The 22,617-nt window shown below is 68.7% G+C and carries 21 protein-coding genes; 12 read left to right on the top strand and 9 right to left on the bottom strand.

The genetic code is table 11. The features are described 5' to 3' along the window. The first annotated feature begins 6 nt into the window (after positions 1–6). The 3 genes from BM004_RS36225 to BM004_RS36235 are packed head-to-tail and all read left to right on the top strand — an operon-like array spanning position 7 to position 3,796. Complete coding sequence (locus BM004_RS36225) at positions 7–1,473, top strand: acylating sulfoacetaldehyde dehydrogenase (RefSeq protein ID WP_093221119.1); 1,467 nt, start codon at positions 7–9, stop codon at positions 1,471–1,473. An 8-nt stretch (positions 1,474–1,481) separates the two neighbouring features. Further along, entirely contained in the window at positions 1,482–3,002 is a 1,521-nt protein-coding gene (locus BM004_RS36230; protein ID WP_093221122.1) for an AMP-binding protein, read from the top strand. Next, the gene (locus BM004_RS36235; RefSeq protein WP_093221028.1) at positions 2,999–3,796 is read left to right on the top strand and encodes a sulfite exporter TauE/SafE family protein; all 798 of its coding nucleotides are present in this window, start codon (positions 2,999–3,001) and stop codon (positions 3,794–3,796) included. The genes BM004_RS36230 and BM004_RS36235 overlap by 4 nt, the downstream gene beginning before the upstream one ends. Positions 3,797–3,811: 15 nt before the next feature. Here the strand turns inward: BM004_RS36235 and BM004_RS36240 are convergent, their stop codons facing one another. Next, positions 3,812–4,699, bottom strand: a complete 888-nt coding sequence (locus BM004_RS36240) for a LysR family transcriptional regulator (RefSeq protein WP_093221030.1) — start codon at positions 4,697–4,699, stop codon at positions 3,812–3,814. Between the two features lie 117 nt (positions 4,700–4,816). Between BM004_RS36240 and BM004_RS36245 the strand changes: the two genes are divergently transcribed. Next, positions 4,817–5,260, top strand: a complete 444-nt coding sequence (locus BM004_RS36245; RefSeq protein WP_093135235.1) for a VOC family protein — start codon at positions 4,817–4,819, stop codon at positions 5,258–5,260. A 25-nt stretch (positions 5,261–5,285) separates the two neighbouring features. On the opposite strand, the gene BM004_RS36250 is transcribed toward BM004_RS36245, so the two are convergent. Beyond that, complete coding sequence (locus BM004_RS36250) at positions 5,286–6,068, bottom strand: barstar family protein (RefSeq protein WP_093221033.1); 783 nt, start codon at positions 6,066–6,068, stop codon at positions 5,286–5,288. Between the two features lie 60 nt (positions 6,069–6,128). Continuing rightward, complete coding sequence (locus tag BM004_RS36255; RefSeq protein WP_093221036.1) at positions 6,129–7,364, bottom strand: DUF2252 domain-containing protein; 1,236 nt, start codon at positions 7,362–7,364, stop codon at positions 6,129–6,131. 180 nt (positions 7,365–7,544) lie between these two features. Between BM004_RS36255 and BM004_RS36260 the strand changes: the two genes are divergently transcribed. The 3 genes from BM004_RS36260 to BM004_RS36270 all read left to right on the top strand — a co-directional run bounded on the left by BM004_RS36260 (position 7,545) and on the right by BM004_RS36270 (position 10,301). Beyond that, positions 7,545–7,988 (top strand): hypothetical protein, encoded by a 444-nt coding sequence (locus BM004_RS36260; RefSeq protein WP_093221039.1) that lies wholly within the window; start codon positions 7,545–7,547, stop codon positions 7,986–7,988. A gap of 86 nt (positions 7,989–8,074) precedes the next feature. Continuing rightward, the gene (locus tag BM004_RS36265; protein ID WP_093221040.1) at positions 8,075–9,268 is read left to right on the top strand and encodes a hypothetical protein; all 1,194 of its coding nucleotides are present in this window, start codon (positions 8,075–8,077) and stop codon (positions 9,266–9,268) included. After that, complete coding sequence (locus BM004_RS36270) at positions 9,261–10,301, top strand: DNA methyltransferase (RefSeq protein ID WP_093221042.1); 1,041 nt, start codon at positions 9,261–9,263, stop codon at positions 10,299–10,301. The genes BM004_RS36265 and BM004_RS36270 overlap by 8 nt, the downstream gene beginning before the upstream one ends. Before the next feature lie 13 nt (positions 10,302–10,314). Here BM004_RS36270 and BM004_RS36275 read toward each other — a convergent pair whose 3' ends face one another. Continuing rightward, positions 10,315–11,151 (bottom strand): IclR family transcriptional regulator, encoded by an 837-nt coding sequence (locus tag BM004_RS36275; RefSeq protein ID WP_093221045.1) that lies wholly within the window; start codon positions 11,149–11,151, stop codon positions 10,315–10,317. A 96-nt stretch (positions 11,152–11,247) separates the two neighbouring features. Here BM004_RS36275 and BM004_RS36280 point away from each other — a divergent pair, with 96 nt between their 5' ends. Both BM004_RS36280 and BM004_RS36285 read left to right on the top strand, forming a co-directional pair. Beyond that, positions 11,248–12,888, top strand: coding sequence for a GMC family oxidoreductase (locus BM004_RS36280; protein WP_093221047.1), 1,641 nt, complete (start codon positions 11,248–11,250; stop codon positions 12,886–12,888). 90 nt (positions 12,889–12,978) lie between these two features. Beyond that, positions 12,979–14,292, top strand: coding sequence for an MFS transporter (locus tag BM004_RS36285; RefSeq protein WP_093135216.1), 1,314 nt, complete (start codon positions 12,979–12,981; stop codon positions 14,290–14,292). On the opposite strand, the gene BM004_RS36290 is transcribed toward BM004_RS36285, so the two are convergent. The 5 genes from BM004_RS36290 to BM004_RS36310 form a co-directional block, all read right to left on the bottom strand. After that, positions 14,284–15,306: an alpha/beta fold hydrolase gene (locus tag BM004_RS36290; protein WP_093221050.1), complete on the bottom strand. Its 1,023-nt coding sequence runs from the start codon at positions 15,304–15,306 to the stop codon at positions 14,284–14,286. The two genes, BM004_RS36285 and BM004_RS36290, sit on opposite strands and share 9 nt — an antisense overlap. A gap of 13 nt (positions 15,307–15,319) precedes the next feature. Further along, positions 15,320–15,766 (bottom strand): hypothetical protein, encoded by a 447-nt coding sequence (locus BM004_RS36295; RefSeq protein WP_093135210.1) that lies wholly within the window; start codon positions 15,764–15,766, stop codon positions 15,320–15,322. A gap of 146 nt (positions 15,767–15,912) precedes the next feature. Further along, positions 15,913–16,623: a DUF6134 family protein gene (locus tag BM004_RS36300; protein WP_256220219.1), complete on the bottom strand. Its 711-nt coding sequence runs from the start codon at positions 16,621–16,623 to the stop codon at positions 15,913–15,915. Continuing rightward, complete coding sequence (locus tag BM004_RS36305; protein ID WP_093221052.1) at positions 16,620–17,411, bottom strand: DUF1295 domain-containing protein; 792 nt, start codon at positions 17,409–17,411, stop codon at positions 16,620–16,622. Before BM004_RS36305 ends, BM004_RS36300 begins: the two co-directional genes overlap by 4 nt. Further along, positions 17,408–18,454: an SAM-dependent methyltransferase gene (locus BM004_RS36310; RefSeq protein ID WP_093135205.1), complete on the bottom strand. Its 1,047-nt coding sequence runs from the start codon at positions 18,452–18,454 to the stop codon at positions 17,408–17,410. The genes BM004_RS36305 and BM004_RS36310 overlap by 4 nt, the downstream gene beginning before the upstream one ends. Positions 18,455–18,718: 264 nt before the next feature. On the opposite strand from BM004_RS36310, the gene BM004_RS36315 reads away from it, so the two are divergent. From BM004_RS36315 to BM004_RS36325, 3 genes are all read left to right on the top strand, one after another. Beyond that, on the top strand, positions 18,719–20,254 hold the full coding sequence (locus BM004_RS36315) for a cryptochrome/photolyase family protein (protein WP_177206728.1): 1,536 nt from the start codon (positions 18,719–18,721) through the stop codon (positions 20,252–20,254). Between the two features lie 11 nt (positions 20,255–20,265). After that, on the top strand, positions 20,266–20,517 hold the full coding sequence (locus tag BM004_RS36320; RefSeq protein WP_093135200.1) for a DUF3253 domain-containing protein: 252 nt from the start codon (positions 20,266–20,268) through the stop codon (positions 20,515–20,517). A 575-nt stretch (positions 20,518–21,092) separates the two neighbouring features. Next, positions 21,093–22,334, top strand: a complete 1,242-nt coding sequence (locus tag BM004_RS36325; protein ID WP_093221057.1) for a D-alanyl-D-alanine carboxypeptidase family protein — start codon at positions 21,093–21,095, stop codon at positions 22,332–22,334. The last annotated feature ends 283 nt before the right edge of the window (positions 22,335–22,617 follow it).

Consider the following 22,617-nt stretch of genomic DNA (forward strand, 5'->3'; position numbering starts at 1 on the left):
CCCATGATGGAACATCCAGCCCCCACCTCATCCCCCTCGTCCCCCTTATCCCCCTCATCCCCGATCGCGGAACTCGTCGCCCGCGCGCGCGCCGCGCAGCGCATCTACGAGACCTGGTCGCAGGCCCAGGTCGACACCGCCGTGGTCGCGGCCGGCTGGGCCATCATCGAGCCGGCGCGCAACCGCGAACTGGCCGAGCTGGCCGTGGCCGACACCGGCGTGGGCAACGTCGAGGACAAGGTGCGCAAGAACCACCGCAAGACCTTCGGCCTGCTGCGCGACCTGCACGGCGCGCGCTCGGTCGGCGTGATCGCGGAAGACCCGGCGCGCGGCATCGTCGAGATCGCGCGGCCCGTGGGCGTGGTGTGCGCCGTCACGCCCTCGACCAACCCGGGCGCCACGCCGGCCAACAAGATCATCAATGCGCTGAAGGGCCGCAACGCGGTCATCGTCGCGCCCTCGCCCAAGGGCTGGTCGACGGCGGCGCGGCTGATCGCGTTCATCCACCAGCAGTTCGACCGCATCGGCGCGCCGCGCGACCTGGTGCAGCTGCTGCCCTCGCCCGTCAACAAGCAGTCGACCGCCGAGCTGATGCGCCTGTGCGACCTGGTGGTGACCACCGGCTCGCAGGCCAACGTGCGCGCGGCCTATGCGAGCGGCACGCCGGCCTTCGGCGTGGGCGCGGGCAACGTGGCGGGCATCGTCGACGAGACGGCCGACGTGCAAGCGGCGGCCGACCGCATCGTGCGCTCGAAGACCTTCGACAACGCCACGAGCTGCTCGTCGGAGAACAGCCTGGTCATCGTCGACGCGGTGCGCGCGCAGATGCTCGCCGCTTTGAAAGACCGCGGCGCCGTGATGCTCGCGGCCGGCCAGAAGGCCACCCTGCAGGCGCTGATGTGGCCCGAAGGCAAGCTCTCGCCCGCCGTCATCGGCCAGTCGGCACGCTCCATTGCCGAACGCGCGGCCGCGCTGGACGGCGCCAACCGCGCCGCATGGCAAGCCATTGCAGAAGCCGACCCGCGCATCCTCATGGTGGCGGAAGACGGCGTGGGCCACGAGCATCCGTTCTCGGGCGAGAAGCTCAGCCCCGTGCTCGCGGTCTATGCGGCGCGCGACTTCGACGAAGCCGCCGCCACGGTCGAGCGCATCTATGCCTACGAAGGCGCGGGCCACTCGGTGGGCCTGCACAGCACCGTGCCCGAGCGCGCGCTGTCCCTGGGCCTCACGCTGCCGGTGTCTCGCGTCATCGTCGACCAGGCGCACTGCATCGCCACCGGCGGCAGCTTCGACAACGGCCTGCCGTTCTCGCTGTCGATGGGTTGCGGCACCTGGGGCAAGAACAACTTCTCGGACAACATGAACTACCGCCACTACCTGAACATCACGCGTGTGTCGCGGCCGATTCCCGAGGTGGTGCCGACCGAGGAACAGATCTTCGGCGCCTTCTTCGCCACCCACGGCGCGAAGTGAGCACGGCGATGGCGGCAGCGGAAGCCACCACGGTTCACGCGCTGGTCGAGCAGCAGGCCCAGCGCCAGCCGCACGCGGTGTACGCGCGCGCCACCGAGTCGCAGCAGCACATCGCCTACGGCGAACTCGCGCGCGGATGCCGCCGCGTGGCTTCGGTGCTGCGCGGGCACGGCATGCAGCCGGGCGACACCGTCTCCGTCGTCATGCCCAACGGGCTGCAGACCCTGCGCCTGCTGCTGGGCGCGATGCACGGCGGCTTCGTCGTGAACCCGGTCAACCTGCTGTCGCAGCCCGAGCAGATGCGCTACGTGCTCGCGCATTCCGACTGCCGCGTGGTCTGCGTCGCGCCCGAGTGGGAATCGCGCGTGCGCGAGATGGTCGAAGCCTTCGACCGGCCGGTGAAGCTGGTCGTGGTCGACCCCGAAGCCGACGCGCTGCCGGGCGAAGAGGAGATGGCCGCCGCCGCATCGGCGCCCTCGCCCGACGCCGTTGCGCTGCTCATGTACACCTCGGGCACCACCGGCATGCCCAAGGGCGTGATGCTCACGCAGCGCAACCTCGCGGCCAATGCGCACGCCATCAGCGCCGAGCACCAGCTGCAGCCTTCGGACCGCGTGCTGGCAGTGCTGCCGCTGTACCACATCAACGCCTTCGCCGTGACCATGCTCGCGCCGCTCGCGCACGGCGGCAGCCTTGCGATGCCGCCGAAGTTCTCGGCCGGCCGCTTCTGGGAGCAGGCCACGCAGACGCAGTGCAGCTGGATCAACGTGGTGCCCACCATGATCTCGTACCTGCTCGAGGGCGCGAAGCCGCCGCTTGCGCAGACGCTGGCCATCCGCTTCTGCCGCTCGGCTTCGGCCGCGCTGCCGCCCGAGCACCACCGCGCCTTCGAGCAGATGTTCGGCATCGGCATCGTCGAGACCATGGGTCTCACCGAAACCGCGGCGCCTTCTTTCTCGAACCCCATGGACCCGGCCGCGCGCAAGCTCGGCTCGGTGGGGCGCGCGTCGGGCTGCATGGCCGGCGTGATCGATGCCGGTCTTGCGGCCGTGGCCAACGGCGTGACGGGCGAGCTCGTCATTCGCGGGCCCAACGTGATGCTCGGCTACTACAAGAACGAGGACGCCACGCGCGCCAGCTTCACGCCCGACGGCTGGCTGCGCACCGGCGACCTGGGCCACCGCGACGAGGACGGCTTCTTCTTCGTCACCGGCCGCATCAAGGAGCTGATCATCAAGGGGGGCGAGAACATCGCGCCACGCGAGATCGACGAGGCCCTGCTGCAGCACCCCGCCGTGCTCGAGGCCGCCGCCGTGGGCGTGCCCGACCGCCACTACGGGCAGGACATCGGCGTGTGCATCGTGCTGCGCGAAGGCTGCACCTGCACCGAGGACGAGCTGCGCGAGTTCAGCGCCACCGCGCTCGGCCGCTACAAGGCGCCCGGCCACTACCGCTTCGTGCGCGACCTGCCACGCGGCCCCTCCGGAAAGGTGCAACGCCTGAAGCTGTTGCCGCTCTTCGAGGCATGACGGCGGCGGACCTCCTGGTGCCGCCGCTGGCACCGGCGACGCTGGCCTACAGCCTGTGCGTGGTGTTCGCGGCCGGCATCGTGCGCGGCTTCGCGGGCTTCGGCTTCTCGGCCATCACCGTGGCGGGCATGTCGCTGGTGGTGTCGCCTGCGCTGGTGGTGCCCGCCATCTTCATGCTCGAGATCCTTGCGAGCCTGAGCCAGTTGCGCGGCATTGCGCGCGACGTCGACATGCCCTGGCTCAGCTGGCTGATGCTGGGCAACCTGATCTGCATTCCCATCGGCGTGGCGTTGCTCGCCTGGCTGCCGGAAACGCCGTTGCGCCTGCTCATCGGTGCGCTGCTGATGGCGGCCGCGCTGCTGCTGCGCGGCGGCGCGCACGTCACGCTGGTGCCCACGCGCAGCGTGCGGCTCGCGGCCGGCCTGGCCTCGGGCTTCATCAACGGCGTGGCGGCCATCGGCGGCATTGCCATCGCGGTGCTGCTGAGCACCACCAGGATGGCCCCGGCCGCGCTGCGCGCCACGCTCATCGCGCTGCTGCTGTTCAGCGACGTGGTCGCGCTGATCTGCGCGGCGCTGATACCGTCATCGGCGCATGCGTCGGGCAACCTGATGGGCGCGGACACGCTCAAGTGGGCGCTGTGGCTCGCGCCGGCGATGCTCGCGGGCATCTGGTACGGGCAGCGCTCTTTCAAGGGCGTGTCGCCGGAGCAGTTCAGGAAGCATGTGCTGAACCTGCTGATTGCGTTGGCGGCGGTGAGCGTGGTGCGGGCGGTGGCCAGCCTGGTGGGCTGACCCGGGGCGAGCGCCTCAGGGCACGGAAGCCAGCGCCGGATAGGCCGCGCCCACCAGCGCCGACAGCGCACGCGCCGCCGCGCTCAGGCTGCGGCTGCCGCGATGCACCAGCCCGACCTCGCGATGGAAGGTGTGATGCCCCAGGTCGATCGCGCGCACGGCCGCCGGCCAACGGCGATGCGGCGCGGTCTCGGGCGCCAGTGCCACGCCCAGGCCCCTTGCCACCAGGCCCACGATCGCTTCGAGCTCGTCGACTTCGCACACGTCCTGCACGCTCAGGTGCGACGCACGCAGGAAGCGGTCGACCTGCCGCCCGCCGAACGACACGCGGTCATAGCGCACGAAGGGGTGGCTCGCGAGGATCTCCGCCCAGTCGTCGCCTTTCAGCTGCCGCGGCACCAGCAGCCTGAACGGCTCGCGCGCGAGCGTGGTCCAGCGCAGGTCGCCGTGCATCGAGAACGGCGGGCGAATGATCAGCGCCATGTCGAGTTCGCCCGCGTCGACCTGGTCGAAGAGCGACATCGACACGCCCGGCACCACGCGTGTGCGGCAGCCCTCGTGCTGCTTGTGGAAGCGGGCCAGCACGTCGGGCAGCACCGAGCGCTGCGCGGACGCGATCGCGCCGATGGCGATGACGCGCGCGGCCGACGCGTCTTCGGCCGTGCCGGCACCGAGATTGCCGTACAGGCGCACCAGCTCCTCGGCCTGCGCCAGCGTCTGGCGGCCCGCGGCGTTCAGCAGCGCGGAGCGGCCGGTGCGGTCGAACAGCGCGAAGCCGAGTTCGGCTTCCAGCCGCTGCATCTGCGCGCTGACGGCCGCCTGCGTCAGCCCGATCTTCTCGCCCGCCGCGGAGAAGGTGCCCTCGCGCGCCACGGCGATCAAGGTCTTGAGCTCCCGAATCATTCATCAATCCTTTCGATGCTCGATACAAATATATATTGATTTTGTTTTTGCATCGGCCAACCTACGATCGCGCCAGTTTCCTTGCTCCTCCAGCGATTCACCAGAAAGCCCACGCACATGAAGGCCCCCACCTCCAACCCCGCCATGCTGTCGCCGTTCCACCTCGCGTTTCCGGTGCACGACCTCGCGCTGGCGCGCAAGTTCTACGGCGAGACGCTCGGCTGCCCTGAAGGCCGCAGCTCGCCCGAATGGATCGACTTCAACTTCTACGGCCACCAGATCGTGGCGCACCTCGCACCCGAGGCCACGGGCGCGAGCCAGCTCAACGCGGTGGATGGGCACGGCGTGCCCGTGCGCCACTTCGGCATCGTGCTGCCGCTGGCCGACTGGGAAGCGGCCGCCGAGCGGCTCAAGGCGCACGGCACCGAATTCGTCATCGCGCCGTACATCCGCTTCAAGGGCGAGCCCGGCGAGCAGGCGACGATGTTCTTTCTCGACCCGTCGGGCAATGCGCTGGAGCTGAAGGCGTTCTCGGATATCTCGCGGCTGTTTGCGAAGTAGCGGGCCGGTTGCCGGCCTGTACCGATCAGGCGCTGCGCCGCTCGATCCTCAGCGCCGCACCAGCCTCCCCGATGATTTGCTTGAACACACCCGCGTGGCCGGAACGCCGCGTGGTCCTTGCAAGGAATGCATCGAACTCGGCCTCGTCAGGAATCGAGAACGTGATGCGCGCGGGCTCGTTGTGCCGAAGCACGTCTTCGAATGCAGCCAGGTTGCTGCCCGCGTACCCGCGGTAGCCGAACAGCGCCTCTCCGAGGTGACAGTAGAGGTCGTCCTCGGTTCGCAAGCCGGCCACGTCCAGCACGACAAGCCCGGTCACCAGCGTCTGGCGCCAATTGAAGGGAGAAGCCAGGGACATGCAGGCGCTGATCCACGGGTACCCGTAAACGGGATCGAGGTCGCGCCAGCTGACCGGAACGCCCTCCCTCCACGCATCCAGGATCTGCACCTTCGGCAGGTATGCGCGGCCGACCGACACCACGTAATGCTGGCGCGAGCCCTTGTCCTTCAGGAGCGCCTTGCAATGGATGCAGGCCACCTCCGCCTCCAAATCACCGATGACCTTGTAGATCGTGTAGACGGTGCTTGCCCTCAGAGCCGGGTAGTTGCCGGGAGCCTGCATGCCGTCCACGACGATGAGCACGTCCTCGACGACGTCACTTTCCTCGGTGATGTAGACGGAAGGCAGGCCTTCTATCGAGCCGACCCGCAGTTCGATGTCGTCGCCCTCGGCTTCGCTGCGAATGAGGTAGTGCCTGTCTGCGCAACCCGCGCCGGTGTCTGGAAAGTTCTCAGGCATCGAGTTCATGAAGTAGCTCGATGGCCGGCGCACCGGGAATCTTCCCGTGCTGCCCGTTCAGCTGGAGGCTCATCGGTCGCCCCGCTTCTGCGCGGGCAACGCCATCGCCCCCGCATCGAAAGCCTCGCAGTAGTCCTTCCAGTCCGCCCTCACCTGCGCCGCACAGGCATGTGCCGCCGCCAGCAGGTCGGCGCCCCACGACGTCACCGAGCCCCCGAAATCGACCAGCACGTCCGCGTCGGCCGAGCCCTGCCGGCCCGCGCTGCGCAGTTGCGCCCAGGCGATGAGCTGCCCCATCTCGCCGATGACGCCGCGGATCTGTTCGAGGCTGGTGCCCGCGGCGCCCAGGCTCACGCGGTCTTCGCTGGGCTGCAGGCCGCGCAGCACGTGAGACGGTGAATCCTTCGCGCCCACGATGGGATGCAGGAACGCCATCGACACGGCCTGCATGCGGCGCTGCAAGCCCACCACGCGGTGCGCCTGCGAAGGCCATGCGGGTTGCGCGAGCTTCAGGTGCGGTGCCAGCGACGAGGGCAGCGCCTGCTTCAGGTCGAGCAGGTAGTTGCCGTCGGGCGAGCCCTTGCCTTCGACCAGCACGATGTAGCGCGCCACGCCCAGGCTGCCGGTGCCCGCGACACGGCGCGCCACGTCGAGCACCTTGAAGAAGCCGGGCTTGTCCTGCGTGGCAGCGAAGGTGTCGATGAGCTTGGTGACGCGGGCGCGCGCGTCGTCGTCGGCCTTCAGCGCGCGCTTGCCGTCGCAGCGGATGACGCGGCCGCGGCCCTTGCGGTCGGTGCGGTGGTCGAGAAAGGCGGGCCGGCTGCGGGCCTTGAGGGTGTCCAGCAGTTCCTGCACCAGCCCTTCGGCGGTGTCGCGCTCCAGCCAGCGGGCCTTGCCGGGCACCAGCGCCGCGGCATAGGCGTCGAGGAACACCTGGCACAGCGCGGCCGCTTCGTCGGCGGTGGCGCGCAGGCCGTCGCCCGCCACCAGGATGCTCGAGAGAAAGCGCACCAGCTCCCAGGTGACGGGCGCCAGCGCCGCTTCGTCGAAGTCGTTGAGGTCGAAGTACACGAGCCGGTTGTCGCCCTTGTAGCTGCCGAAGTTCTCCAGGTGCGCGTCGCCGCACAGCCAGCCCGCCGGCGCCTTGGAGAACAGCGCGTCGCCCGGCAAGCGGTCGTAGAACAGGTGGCAGGTGCCGCGCAGGAACACGAAGGGGCTGGTGCGCAGGCTGGCGTACTTCATCGCCAGGCGTTCGGGCTCGCGGCCCGCGTTGAAATTGCGGATGGACTCGGCGACGTTGAGCATGGCGTTCCCCACTTCGGATACCCCGGATTCTCGGCCCGCGAACACCGTCAGGAGAAAGTTTTCAAGGCACGCCCGCTTGTATATTCGCCCAGCCGTCGAGGCACGACGACGCCGCTTTCGCGCGACAGGCGCAGGCATCCGCGGCGTCTCCATCAAAAAAAACACTCAGGGGTGAACCACATGCAAAAAAATGCCGGCCGGCTGGCCGCTTTCCTTCCCGCGCTCTCGCTGCTCGCCGCGGCAGCCCTCTGGCACGGCACCGCGCAGGCCGACAACGCCGCGCCCGTGCTCGGCTACAACGACATCGTGGCGGCGTACAAGGCCAACCCGCAACAGGCAACGGCCAGGTACACGCAGAAGCGCCTGGCCTTCAGTGGCCGCGTGATGCGCATGGGCAGCGAGGCGGGCGGCACCTATTTCGGGGCCGTCGCCGACGATGGATCGCAGTTCGACACCAGCTTCGAGGTGAGCGACCAGGAAGCCCTGAAGCCGAAGTTCAAGGACCAGAAGATGACGCCTTTCCAGTTCTCGTCGAACCTGGTTTTCGAATGCCTCAACGAAGGCTTTCTGGCCACGGCCTTGGTACCCTCGCCCAAGCTCACGCACTGCCGCCTGGTGAAGTAGCCTCCGGTGCCTCCAGTGCAGCGGATGCCGCCGACCCCGGCGGCGCTGCCGTGAAGCTGCATTCACCGACCAGCCTGCCATCCCCCATGTCTCCCGCACTCTCGCGCATTCCGATCCACGACGTGCGCAAGGTCGCCGTCGCCGCCTTGCCGCGCAGCGCGAGCTCGCCGCTGTTCGAGCGCCTGCGCGGGGCCGTCGGCCAGGTGGCCCTGCGCGCGCCCGATGCCGGCGAAGGCGCGCGCTGGCACACGCACACCCTCGGCGGCGTGCCGCGCCGCTTTGCGCAGCCGATCACGTTCACGCCTTATGCCGCGGTGCAGCCGTGTTCGGCGCGCTGCAGCTTCTGCTCGGAGAACCTGCGCAAGGCCGACGGCGCGGTCGCGGCCTCCCGCCTGCGGCCAGGAGCCGGCTACTTCGAGGGCCTGGCGCGCACGCTGCGGGCTTTGCGCGGCGTGCCGCTGTCGTGGTCGCTCTCGGGCCTGGAAACCAGTGACGACGCCGACTGGATGCTGCAGCTGCTCGACGTGCTGGCCGCCGGCGAACGCGACGGCCCGGTGGTCGAGGAGCGCGTGCTCTACAGCAACGGCGCCGGCTTTGCCGCCCCTCGCGGCGCGCAACTGCGCGATGCGCTGCAGGCCTTCGGGCTGAGCTGGCTGGAGCTGTCGCGCCACCACCATGACAGCGCCACCAACCAGGCCATCATGCGCTTCAGGCCCGGCGTGGCCATCGGCGAGCAGGCGGTGTTCGAACGCACCGCGCGGCAGCTGGCCGACGCGGTGGCACTGCGGCTGGTGTGCATTCTTCAGCGCGGCGGCGTGGCGCAGCCGGCGGACGTGGCGGCGTACCTGCGCTGGGCGCAACGCTGCGGCGCCGGCACGGTGGTGTTCCGCGAGTTCTCGCGGCTGGACGACAGCTACCGCGACAACGCCACGGCGCGCTTCCTGGGCACGCACCGCGTGTCGATGGACGAGCTGCTCGCCGCCTGCCTCGACGACGCCGATGTCTCGCGCGGCTGGACGCTCGACAGCCTGACCGAGGGCTACTACTTCTGGAACCTGCGCCTGCGCACCGCGAGCGGGCTGCGCGTGGTGTTCGAGAGCGCCGACTACGGCGCCATGCACCAGCGCCATGCCAGCGGCGACGTCTACAAGCTCGTCTACTTTCCGGACGGACAGCTGTGCGCGGGCTGGGAGCCCGGGCGCGACGTGCTGCTCGACACCCGAAGCGACGACAGCCGCAACGACGAGGCACGCAACGACGAGGTGCTCCCCCATGCCTAGCCACAGCTGGCTGATGCTCGAGGCGGAGTCGCCGCGCCACCGGCTGCCCGACGACCTGCGCGCACGCGACCCGCTGGGCGGGCGCGACTGCGGCTGGGTCGAGCAGATGACGCCCTTCGTGCGGCAGTTCTCCCGGCCCGGCGAAACCGTGTTCGACCCGTTCGCGGGCTTCGGCACCACGCTGCTGGCCGCGCGGCTCGAAGACCGGCTGGCCGTCGGCTGCGAGGTCGATGCACAACGCGTCGAGCTCGCGCGCGAGCGGCTGGCGCGGCACGGCCTCGGCCATGGCGTGGCCCTGCTGCACGGGTCGTGCGACGCGTTGCAGGGCGCCGCATTGCCGCCCCTGGACCTGTGCCTGACCAACGTGCCCTACTTCGGCTGCCGATGGCCTGGCGCCGATGCCGCATCGCAGCTCTACGACAGCCGCAGCTACGCGCAGCACCTCGACGGCCTGCGCGACGTTTTCCACAGCGTGCGCGCGGACTTGCGCGAGGGCGGCCATTGCATCGCGATGGTGGAGAACGTTCGCCTCGGCGATCGCGTGCTGCCGCTGGCGTTCGACCTTGCGCGCATCCTCGGCGCGCTGTTCACGATGGTGGAAGAGCGGGTGCTGGTCTACCCGCACGCAGGCGACGACGACACGGCCTCAGCGCGCACCGACCGGCGGCATGAATACGCCTTGGTGTTCAGCAAGCAGCGCGAGCGCATCGACCTGCAGGCCACGTCGGAGCTGCTCGACGCCTTGCGCGCACAGGGCCATGCCTTCACCTTGATCGGCAGCTTCGCGCGCTGGCTCGCCGACCCGCAAGGCACGCCGCCCGCCGACGCGGACATTCGCGTCGATGCCGACCCGCCGCGGCTCGACGCGCTGCTGCAGTGGCTGCGCGGCCGGGGCTTCGCAATCACGAGCTGGGGCGAGCCGGTGGCCGTGCCGCTGCACCTCGACAGCTACCGCGGGCGCTGCTACTTTCGCGCGGACCGCATCGACCGCAACGGCGCGCTGGTGCGGCTCGACATCGGCTACGAGGGTTAGCGCCTCGGGCGCATCAGAGCAGCCCGCTCATGCGCTGCGCCGCGGCCTTCAGCGCGTCGATGCGCTCGAGCGCGTCGTCCATCGACATGCGCGCCGTCGGCGCGTGCACCGCCAGCGCGGCGCGCACCCCGCCCGCCGCGTCGCGCACCGGCACGGCCACGGCCACCAGCCCGGCAATGAACTCCTCGCGGTCGCACGAGTAGCCGCCCTTGGCGATCGCCTCGCACTCGGCGCGCAGCGCCTCGGCCGTCACCAGCGTGTTGGCCGTCATGCGCTCCAGCGGCAGGTGGTCGATGCGCGCGTCGCGCTCCTTCTTGGGCATCGACGCCAGGAACAGCTTGCCGCTGGCCGTGCAATGCAGCGGCACGTGCGAGCCCACGTCCAGCGTGAGGCGCAGCGGCCATTGCGCCTCGACGCGGTCGAGGTAGAGCACCTGCGCGCCGTCGAGCGTGGTGAGGTTGCAGGTTTCGCCGACCTGGCGCACCAGCTCCGACAGCACCTCGTGCCGCAGGCCGCGCACCACGCCGTGGTTGAGCGTGTCGAAGGCCAGCTTGCGCAGCGCGGGGCCGACGCTGAACGAGCGCTCGTCCACGTCGCGCGCCAGGAAACCGGTGGCCAGCAACTGGGTGCAGATGCGGTGCGCCGTGCCCTTGGGCAGGCCGAGCTGCGCGGCCAGTTCGGCCAGCGTGAGGGCGCGGCCCGCGTTGGCCAGCAGCGCCAGCAGACGCAGGCTGCGCTCGGCGGAAGAGCCTGAGCCGGCCTCGGGTTCGTCGGCGGAAATCACGGCGACGGGCACTGCAGCTGGCACGGCAACTGGCACTGCGATGGAGGCGCGCGCGGAACGGGGCATGCGGGTAAACCTTAAAAATGGAACATTGCGTTCCGAAAATCATTGGCCTAGTATGCGGCCGAGCCTCGCGATTGTTCCACTCCAGGACCCCGTTGCATGCCCGAAGAAGAGTTCGACTACATCGTTGTCGGCGCCGGTTCCGCCGGCTGCGTGCTGGCCGCCCGGCTGAGCGAAGACCCGGCCACGCGCGTGCTGCTGCTCGAAGCCGGCCCGCCCGACCGTTCGCTGTGGATCCACCTGCCCATCGGCTACGGCAAGACGATGTGGAGCCCCACCTACAACTGGCGCTTCGAGACCGACCCCGACCCGAACATGAACGGCCGGCGCATCTACTGGCCGCGCGGCAAGACGCTGGGCGGCTCCAGCGCGATCAACGGGCTGATCTACATCCGCGGCCAGCGCGAGGACTACGACCACTGGGCCGCGCTGGGCAACCAGGGCTGGGGCTACGACGACGTGCTGCCCTACTTCATCAAGTCCGAAGGCAACCAGCGCGGCGGCGATGCCTTCCACGGCGGCAGCGGGCCGCTGAAGGTGTCGAACATCTCGGCCAGGCACGAGCTGATCGAGGCCTTCATCGGCGGCGCGCAGCAGACCGGCGTGCCGCGCACCGACGACTTCAACGGCGCCGCGCAGGAAGGCGCGGGCTACTACCAGCTGACCACGCACAAGGGCTGGCGCTGCAGCACGGCCAAGGCCTACCTGACGCCCGCCGTGAAGCAGCGGCCCAACCTGCGCATCGAGACCGACGCGCTGGCCGGCAAGCTGGTGTTCGACGGGCGGCGCGCCGCCGGCATCGGCTACCGGCAAGGCGGCGTGCTCAAGACCGCGCGCTGCCGCGCCGAGGTGCTGCTGTCGGCCGGCTCGATCCAGTCGCCGCAGTTGCTGCAGCTCTCGGGCATCGGCCCGCGCGCGCTGCTGGAGCGCTTCGGCATTGCGGTGGTGCACGAGCTGCCCGGCGTGGGCGAGAACCTGCAGGACCACCTGCAGATTCGCCTGGGCTACGAGTGCACCAAGCCCATCACCACCAACGACCAGCTCAACTCCTGGTTCGGCCAGGTGGGCATGGGCCTCGAATGGCTGCTGCACCGCACCGGGCCGCTGGCCGTGGGCATCAACCAGGGCGGGTGCTTCATGCGCGCGCTGAAAGATGCCAACGGCCAACCCGTGGCGGCCACGCCCGACATCCAGTTCCACGTGGCCACGCTGTCGGCCGACATGGCCGGCGGCAAGGTGCACCCCTACTCGGGCTTCACGATGTCGGTGTGCCAGCTGCGGCCCGAGTCGCGCGGCCATGTGCGCATTCGCTCGCTCGACGTGGCCGAGCCGCCCGAGATGCAGCCCAACTACCTCGCCACCGAGCTCGACCGCGCCACCACCGTGGCCGGCGTGAAGGCGGCGCGCGCCATTGCCGAGGCGCCCGCCATGCGCCCTTACGTGAAGCGCGAGGTCAAGCCCGGCCCGCAGGCCGAAAGCGACGCCGACCTGCTGGAGTTCTGCCGCAACAACGGCGCCACCATCTTCCACCCCACCGGCACCTGCCGCATGGGCAGCGACGCGCTCGCCGTGGTCGACGCGCGGCTGCGCGTGCACGGCGTGGCGGGGCTGCGCGTGATCGACTGCTCGGCCATGCCCACGCTGGTGTCGGGCAACACCAACGCGCCCGCCGTGATGATGGCCGAGAAGGCCGTCGACCTGATCAGAGAGGACGCGAGGGCGGCCGCCGCCACGTTGTAGTTTTTTCCGCACGACCGAAGGCCCGAGGCTCCCGCTCACTGAGCGAGGAGCGAAGAGGCCGCCACGACAACAACCTCATCGGAGACAAACATGAGTGCAAGCGACGAGAAAGCGATTCGCAGGGTGGTGGTTTCGGCCCTGGTGGGCGCCACCATCGAGTGGTACGACTTCTTCCTGTACGGCGTGGTGGCCGGCATCGTGTTCAACAAGCTCTACTTTCCGGGCAGCGACCCGGTGGTGTCGACCTTGCTGGCCTACACCACGTTCGCGGTGGGCTTCGTCACGCGGCCCCTGGGCGGCGTGATCTTCGGCCACTTCGGCGACAAGATCGGGCGCAAGAGCATGCTCATCATCACGCTGATGATCATGGGCGTGGCCACCTTCCTGATCGGGCTGGTGCCCACCTATGCGCAGATCGGCGTTGCGGCGCCCTTGCTGTTGCTGCTGCTTCGGGTGGCGCAGGGCATCGGGCTGGGCGGCGAATGGGGCGGCGCGGTGCTGATGGCGTACGAGTACGCGCCGAAGGAAAAGCGCGGCTTCTATGCGTCGCTGCCGCAGATCGGGCTGGCCATCGGCCTGTGCCTGGCCTCGGGCGTGGTGGCGCTGCTGTCGTCGCTGCTCACCGACGAGCAGTTCCTGGCCTGGGGCTGGCGCATTGCCTTCCTCATCTCGGGCGCGATGGTGATGGTGGGCATGTACATCCGACTGCACGTGCAGGAAACGCCGGAGTTCGCGGCCGTGAAGGCGCGCAACGCCGAGCTGCGCATTCCGTTCATGGACATGATCCGGCGCTACCCGGGCAATGTGCTCAAGGGCATGGGCGCGCGCTACATCGACGGAGTGTTCTTCAACATCTTCGGCGTGTTCTCCATCAACTACCTCACGAGCACCATCAAGATCAGCCGCACCGAGGCGCTGCTGGGCGTGATGGCGTCGGCGGTGGTCATGTGCTTTGCCATTCCGTTCTTCGGGCGCCTGTCCGACCGGCTCGGGCGGCCCAAGGTCTACATGTGGGGGTCGATCATCACGGCCGTGTCGGCGTTTCCGGGCTTCTGGCTCATGACGCACAGCGGGGGCAACGTGCTGCTGATCTGGCTGTCGATCATCGTGCCCTTCGGCATCCTGTATGCGTCGGTGTACGGGCCGGAGGCGGCGCTGTTCTGCGACCTGTTCGACGCCAAGGTGCGCTACACGGGCATCAGCTTCGTCTACCAGTTCTCGGGCATCTTCGCCTCGGGCATCACGCCGATCATTGCGACCGCGCTGCTCAAGTCGGGCGGCGGGCAGCCGTGGCAGATCTGCATGTACGTGCTGTTCGCGGGGCTGGTGTCCGCGGTGTGCGCGTGGATGATCGGGCGCTCGGCCTCGCCGGCCGACGCGCCGGTGGCCGTGCCGTCACGGTGAGTTCTTGGGCGCAGCTGCAGACGCGGCGGCGCCTGCCGCGCGCACCTTCTCGACGACCGACAGCACCGCGTCGACCACCGCACCGGGGTCGTCGAACTGGATGTCGTGGCCCGCGTTCGGCAGCAGCCGGTGCGTGCCGCGCGTGGACCAGTGGGTGATGTCGTCGTGCATCTGCTTCCAGAGCGCCTGCACTTGCTTGCCCTGCCCGGGCGTGATCTTCATGCCGCGCAGCTCGCCGGCCGTGTAGGGCGCCATGGCGGTGAGCACGGCCAGCGGCCGGTCGCCCAGGTCACGAAACGCGCCCGCCTCGGCCAGCGTGCGGTCGGTGGCATCGCCTTCGGCGAGCTCGGTGCGAAACGACGTGGGTGCGAAGGCGCGCACCGCCTGCACGTCATGTGCCGTCTGGTTGGGTGCTTGCGGCAGGAGCCTCGGGGCAGCAAGGCGCACCAGGCCCGACCACCCCAGGCCCATGACGACGCGCGACAGCAGCGAGCGCGACTCCGTCATGTACCCCGCAACCCGCGCCACCTGGTCCGGATGCGAAGGGTCGACCAGCACCAGCCCCGCCACCTCGGCGCCGAAGTAGTGCGTGAAGCTCACGACGTAGGGCCCGCCTATCGACTGCCCCACCATCACGAACGGGCCCCGCTCGCCCGCGCGGGCCAATGCGTCATGAAGGTCTTGCGCCACCTGCCTGGCGCTGGAAGGCGCGCTCGACGGGTCGCTCCACATCAGCCCCGCGCGGCTGTAGGCGCAGGCCCGCGTGTGCGCCGCCACCTTCGGCTGCACGGCCGACCAGCTCAGCGAACCGTCGGGGCCCTGGCCGGACTCGAACACGACGGTGGGCGAACCCGTGCCGCGGCAGTCGAGCTGGATGCGCCGCCCGCCGACGTCGACCATCTGCCCCGGCGGCGGAAAGTCGCGCGCGGCGCGGTAGCGGCCGGCCTGCTCGTACACCACGCCCACGAACACGGCCAACCCGACGAGGGCGACGGCTCCAAGGGCTGCGCGCATGGCCGGCGCCGCATCAGACCGGCGGGAACTGGAAGATCAGTTCCTGCAGCATCGCGTGCACCACCGGCGGCGACCAGAAGGGGTCGAGCGTCTTGTCGCCCAGCACCGGAATGCCGTTGCGCCAGCAGCGCCAGGTGGCGTGCACCTCGCCGGCCTCGATGTCGCCGGTGAACACCACCTCGTTGAGCCGCCCGCCCTGCGCGCCCCAGCGAAAGCCGACGTGCGGCGGGGCGTCGCGGCCCTGGGCCTCCTCGCGGTCGACGTAGCACTCGGCCGCGTCGCCCAGCTTGGCCTCGAAATACTGGGCGAATTCGCAGAACACCGGGTACGCCAGCTCGTTGAGCCGCTGCGACATCCGCTGCGCCCGGCGCGCCCGGTCGGCCGCGTCCGCGTCGTGGCGAGGCTCCAGGAGCCTTGCGTCGAAGTAGCTGTCGAGCAGCTGGAATTTCGAACCGTTCATCGCTTCCCTTTCGGCATTGCAGTTTTGCAAGTCTTCGCCTTGTAGGCCCGGCAGCTGAACGCAGCCTGTCCGGGCGAATCGCCCGGCAGGGCCTTGGGCGCCGGGCCCTGGAACAGCCACGCAAGCAAAAACAATGCAAAGGCCAGCTACTTGAGCCGGTAACTGAGCTTTCGGTTCCCGCTGACCGTGGAATCGAGCCCCAGCCACTCGCCCTGCGCCGAATACCAGACGTCGATGGGCTGCGCGTCGGTCGCAATGCGCCAGCGCGTGGCGGCCACCGGCTGGCCGCGCACCTCCACGGTGCCGCTGCCGGCGCGGCTGACCTGCACCGCCTCGAGCTTGCCGCTCTGCGCGTTCAGCAGCCGGGCCTGCGTGCGGATGGCCGGGTTCCAGTAGGCGAAGCTCATCACGCAGCCTTCGACCGCCTGCGTGCCCTTGGGCGTGGTCACGGCCAGTGCGTTGTCGCCGGCGGCTTCGGCGCTCACCTTTTCGGGCGTGCCGTCGTCGTCGGTCTTCGAGCTGAGCCGGCGCAGGCAGTCGCCGCGCCACATTTCGGTGGCGCTGTGCTGGTAGCGGTAGACCGTCACGCCCAGCAGCTTCACCGCGAAGCGGGCCTCGCTGACCAGCTTGCGCTCGTCGCCGGCGGTGGCCAGCGCGAAGCGGTGCTCGCCGATGGGGGCGTCGTCGAGCAGCACGCGAAAGTCCCATTCGCCGCGCGCCGGTCCGGCGGCCGAGGCGGCGGCGCCGTTGGAGAGCGCGGCCAGCGTGGCCAGGGCGGCCGCCATGAGGAGGCGGTGCAGGCTGTGTTTGCAGCGGCGATCGTGGTCGCGGTTGTCGTTGTGGTTGTTGCTTGTCATGGCGCCTTGGGGTTGCCGCGCACCGGCCCTGGAAGGAAGGCGTTGGTGCGCGCGATGTAGTCGCGGTATGCCGGCCGGCGCTCGCCGATGTCGCCTTCGAGCATGCGAACGCCCGAGACCTTCAGCAGCAGCCAGGTCATGAGCAGCGGCGACACCACGCTCCACGCGCCGCCCCACCCTGCCCCGCCCATGGCCATGAGCCACAGGCCCCACCAGACGCAGGTTTCGCCGAAATAGTTGGGGTGGCGCGTGTAGCGCCACAGGCCGCGGTCCATCACCTGGCCCTTGCTTGCGGGGTCGGCCTTGAAGCGCGCCATCTGCGCGTCGCCGATGGCCTCGAAGAACGTGCCGAACAGCGCCAGCGCCATGCCCAGCAGGTCGAGCGCGCCCAGCGGCCGCGGCGCCGTCATGCCGGGCAGGAACGGCGCGGACACCACCCATGCCAGCACCGCCTGCAGCGCGAACACCAGGTACAGGCTCCTGAAGCCGAAGTTCGGCTGGTTGCGCGCGCGAATCGCCTGGTAGCGCCGGTCTTCGCCGTGGCCCCAGTTGCGCCAGGTGATGTACAGGCACAGCCGCACCGCCCACGCCGCGCCGATGACGGCCATGCAGAGCCCGCGCCGCGTCTGCACCGGCAGCAGCATGAAATAGACGATGCCCGCGCCCACGATGCACACCGGCCACATGCGGTCGATCAGGCTCGCGTCATGGCGAACGAGGCTGGCCACCCACGTCAGGAAGGCCAGCGATGCGGTCAGTGCCAGGCCCGCGAGCGCCACCTGCGTCATGCGGCGCGGCGCTCGAACAGATAGTGGCTCACCCACCATCTTTGCCCATGGTCGAAGCCGAACAGCTCCGCCACCGACATGAAGAACAGCCGCCAGCGCGTCCACCACACGTTGGCATCGGCGCCGTAGGTGGCCTGGAACAGCGGGCGCAGCGCGTCGCGGCGCTCGTCCATGTTGCGCAGCCAGGCCTCGGCCGTGCGCTGGTAGTGGCTGCCTTCCCAGCGCCAGCGGCGCAGCAGGCGCAGGTCGTCCTGGCAGTGCAGCGCCAGGTCGTCGCTGGGCATCATGCCGCCGGAGAAGAAGTACTTGCTCATCCAGTCGCTCGGGTCGCGCACCTCGAACGGGTACGGCGCCTCCTTGTGGGCGAACACGTGCATGAAGAAGCGCCCGCCGGGCCGCAGCCACCGCGCCACGTTGGCAAAGGCCTGCGGCCAGTTGCGCAGGTGCTCGAACATCTCGACCGACACCACCCGGTCGAAGCGCTCGTCGGTGTCGAACTGGTTGATGTCGCGGGTCAGCACCCGCACGTTGCGCAGGCCCCGCCGGGCCGCCTGCGCCTCGATGTATTCGCGCTGCGAATTGGAGTTGGACAGCGCCGTGATCCGGCTGTTCGGGTAGTGCGAGGCCATCCACAGCGTGAGGGAGCCCCAGCCGCAGCCCAGCTCCATCACGTCCTGCCCGTCCAGCAGCCCGGCCCGCTCGCAGGTGGCCGCCAGCGCGGCGGATTCAGCCTGTTCCAGCGTCTGCGTGCCTTCCGGCCAGTAGCAGCTGCTGTATTTGCGGTGATTTCCCAGCACTTCGCCGAAGAAGGCGGCGGGAACCTCGTAGTGCTGCTCGTTGGCCTTTTCCGGCAGGGGCGCCAGGTTGGCCTGGCCCATGCGGGCCACGAAGTCTTGCGTCAGGTCGGCCACGGCCAGGGCGTTGCCGGCCTGCAGCTCGTGGAGCCGGTCCTTCAGCAGGCGGCGAATGCCGCGGCGGATCACCGTGTCCGGCACCAGGCCCTTCTCGACCCAGCGAATGGCAAATGAGATGTCTTGCGGCATGTCGGTTTTTCCTCGTTGGGCACGTCGACGCGCGTGCCACAGGCACTTGTACGCAGCAGCTCGGGTTTTGGATGAGCCCGGGCCATTGTGGACGCCGGCCCCCCGTTCGGGCGATCCGTGCGTGGCGAAATCCAGGCATTGCACGCCGGCATTGCACGCCGGCCTTGTGCGCCGGCCTTGCACCCGGGCCTTGCACCCGGGCCTTGCGCGCCGGCGGCGCTCTGCCGCTAAGCTGGCATTCCGCAATTTCACCCGAGCCTGTCGATGCGAAATCTGGTGGTGGTGCTGGGCGACCAGCTGAGCCTGTCAAGCGTGGCGTTCGAAGGTTTCGACGCCGCGCAAGACCGCGTGTGGATGGCCGAGGTGCGCGAAGAGTCCGAGCACGTGCCCAGCGCCAGGATGCGCACCGCCCTCTTTCTGTCCGCGATGCGCCACTTTGCCGAGGCGCTCACCGCGCGCGGCCTGCCGCTGGACTACCAGAAGCTGGGCGCGCACGGCTTCGACTCGATCGGCGACGCCTTGACCGGCACGCTGTCGCGCCACCGCCCTCAGGCCGTCGTGATGGCCGAGGCGGGGGAATGGCGGCTCGAGCAGGCGATTGCCGGCGTCTGCCAGGCCGCGGGTGTCCGGCTCGTGGTTCGGGACGACCTGCACTTTCTGGCCTCGCGCGCCGAATTCGCAGACCACGCGCAGGGCAAGAGCCGCCTGGTGATGGAGGCCTTCTACCGGCACATGCGGCTGAAGCACCAGGTGCTGCTGGACGACCTTGGCCAGCCCGAAGGCGGCCAGTGGAACTTCGACCACGACAACCGCGGCGCCTTCGGCCGCGAAGGGCCGGGCATGCTGCCACCGCCGCCCTCGTTCGCACCCGATGCCATCACCCGCGAGGTGCTGGCCGACGTTGAAACGCATTTCGGCGACCACTACGGCAGCGCTGCCCGGTTCGACTGGCCGGTGACGCGCGAACAGGCCCTTGTGGCCCTGAAGGACTTCATCGCGTTCCGGCTGCAGGATTTCGGCCGCTTCCAGGACGCCATGTGGACCGATGAGCCCTTTCTGTACCACGGGCTCCTGTCTTCGTCGCTGAACCTGAAACTGCTCGACCCGCGCGAGGTGATCGACGCCGCGGTGGCGCATTGGCGCGCGGGCGCCGTGCCGCTGGAATCCGTGGAGGGGTTCGTGCGGCAAATTCTGGGGTGGCGCGAGTTCATGCGCGGCGTGTACTGGTGGCGAATGCCGCGCCTGGCCGATGCCAACGCGCTGAAGCACCACCACGACCTGCCCGACTGGTACTGGACAGGCAACGTCGGCATGAACTGCATGAAGCAGGCCATCGGCCAGACCCTGCGCACCGGCTACGCCCATCACATCCAGCGCCTGATGGTCACCGGCAACTTCGCGCTCACCTTCGGCGTTGCGCCGGCGCAGGTCCATGCGTGGTACCTGTCGGTGTATGTCGACGCGGTGGAATGGGTCGAGCTGCCGAACACCGTGGGCATGTCGCTCTTCGCCGATGGCGCGCGCTTCGTGACCAAGCCCTATGCCGCGGGCGGCGCCTACATCCGGCGCATGAGCAACTACTGCGACGGTTGCCGGTACCAGCCGGGCACGCGCAGCGGCGAAGGGGCATGCCCGATGACGGTGATGTACTGGGACTTCGTGGCGCGCCACGAGCGGATGCTGGAGAACAACCCGCGCACGGTGATGATGGCCAGGAACCTTCGGCGATTCAGCGCTGAGGAGCGTGCGGCGATGCAGGGCGCGGTGGATGCGATGAGAGAGCGGCCGGATTTGCTGTAGGGGCAACTTCGATGACCAGCGACGAAACGATCGAGCGAACCATATTCGCGCTGCTGGCGCAGCGCGATGCTGCCGCATCGATTTGCCCGTCGGAGGTGGCGCGTGCGCTGGCGAGGGACGATGTCGCCTGGCGGGCGTTGATGCCTGATGTGCGCAGGGTGGCTGCGAGGTTGGCAGCCAAGGGATCGCTGCGGGTTACGCGTGGGGAAGTCGAGGTCGATGCGATGCGGGCGGGTGGGGCCGTCAGGTTGCGGCGCGGGTAGCTGGGGTTCGGGGCGGGCTCGGGCTCTTCTGCTCCATGTTGAAAGACTCTTGCAATTTCATTTGCTCGCCATTTCACTTGCCCTCTTGAAGTTCGAGCGAGCTTTGCGCCCTGTCTCATCTCGTCGTTCACGGATGGGAAGGTAAGCCGCTGCATCGTCCAGGAAGCGCTTCTGATCGAAGAGTGCGTTTCCGAGATTGACCCGAAATGCTGCTCTGTCTCTGCCCTTGAGTCCGTTCGGTTCCAGTCCCTTGCGCAGAAATCGTTCAGCGATTTTCGGTCGTCTCATCGCGTCGCAGCAATTCGCCAGTGCCCAAAGTCTCAATGCATCTTCTGAATCGGCGCGACAAGCCTTGCGGAAGGCTTGAACCGCAACCTCAAAATTTCCCAGCTTGAACTCAGACGTAGCTGCGGAACTCAGTGGCAGTGAGGCGGCCTGCGGTGGCAAAAGAATTGGAATCTGACCCCGGTTCTACTCAGTTGACTGAACTTGCGCCGCGATTCCCGATCCTCTAGGCACAATCGAAATCGCGCGACCCGCCCCCATCTTCTTTCCGCTTCTGCTTCTGTAAGCCAATGCAACTCAAGACTTCCTCCGTCCTCCCCCTCGCCTTGGCAATCGCCACGGGCGCCCTGATTCCCAGCGCAGCGACTTTCGCGGCCTCCCATGCCGCCAAGCCTGTAGCTCACAAGAAACCCGCCGCCGTCGCCCCTGCCTCGGCACCCGTCGCCGGAGAAACCGCCGTTGCCGGCGGGCCGCCGGCGTTGGCCTCCAAGGCATGGTTGTTGATGGACTTCGAATCGGGCGAAGTGCTCGCCTCGGCCAACCCCGACGAACCGCTCCCGCCGGCGTCGTTGACCAAGATGATGACCAGTTTCCTGGTCGAGCAGGCACTCCGGTCGGGCAAGCTCAAGAAGGACGATCTTGTCTCGGTCAGCCAGAACGCCTGGTGCCGTGGCTCGAGCACCGAGTCGTGCATGTACTTGCCGCTCAACAGCCAGGCCACGGTGATCGACATCCTGCGCGGCATCATCATCCAGTCGGGCAATGACGCGTCCAAGGCGATTGCCGAGCACATGGCCGGCTCCGAGGAGGGCTTTGCCAAGCTCATGAACGCCGAAGCCCAGCGCCTGGGCATGACGCACACGCATTTCGTGAATGCCACGGGCCTGCCCGATCCCGGGCACAAGTCGTCTGCGCGGGACCTCGCGATCCTGGCGCGCGCGATCATCCACGACAGTTCCGACTACTACCCGATCTACGCGGAGCGTGAGTTCAAGTACAACGGGATCAAGCAGGGCAATCGCAATGCGCTGCTCTACACCGATCCCACCGTCGACGGACTGAAGACTGGCCACACCCAGGACGCGGGCTACTGTCTGGTCACTTCGTCCAAGCGCAACGGGATGCGCCTGATCACCGTGATCCTCAACACCAACAGCATGCAGGCGCGCGCCGACCAGACGCGCTCGCTGCTCGGTTGGGGCTTTGCCAACTTCGAGCAGGCCACGCCCATTCAGCCCAACGCGGTGGTTGCGACGCCCAAGATCACCTTCGGCAAAGCCGACACCGTTGCCGCAGGCCTGGGCTCGCCTTGGACGGTGACGGTGCCGCGCGGCCAGAAAGTGAACACCTCGGTGCAGGTCAAGCCAGACTTGGAGGCGCCGGTGACCAAGGGAACGGTGATCGGCAAGATCGTCGCGGAGTCGAACGGCAAACCGGTGGGAGAAGCGCCGCTCGTTGCACAGGCTGACGTGGAACGCGCGGGCTTCATGCTGCGCTTGTGGCAACGCGTGAGCCGGTTGTTTGGCAAGTGAAGTGCGCGTGATGTGAGGCCGCCAGCGCTGGGAGCTGCAACTTCGACCTGGTTTTAGTTGCTGTTCAGAACCCGCGGCCCTCGATGGCGATTTCGGCCACAAGCATCGGTGATCGGGCGGGTTGATTTGACCTGCGGAGTTCTCTTCCTAGACTCGTAAATCCACTACGAAGGAGAGCTTGAATGACTTACTTCACCGGAATCGATGTGTCCTTGAGATCCGTCTCGATTTGCGTCGTGGACGGCCGTGGCGAAGTCTGTCGGGAGGCCAAGGTCGACGCGCA

Source organism: Variovorax sp. OK212 (genome assembly GCF_900112425.1).
GTDB lineage: Bacteria > Pseudomonadota > Gammaproteobacteria > Burkholderiales > Burkholderiaceae_C > Variovorax.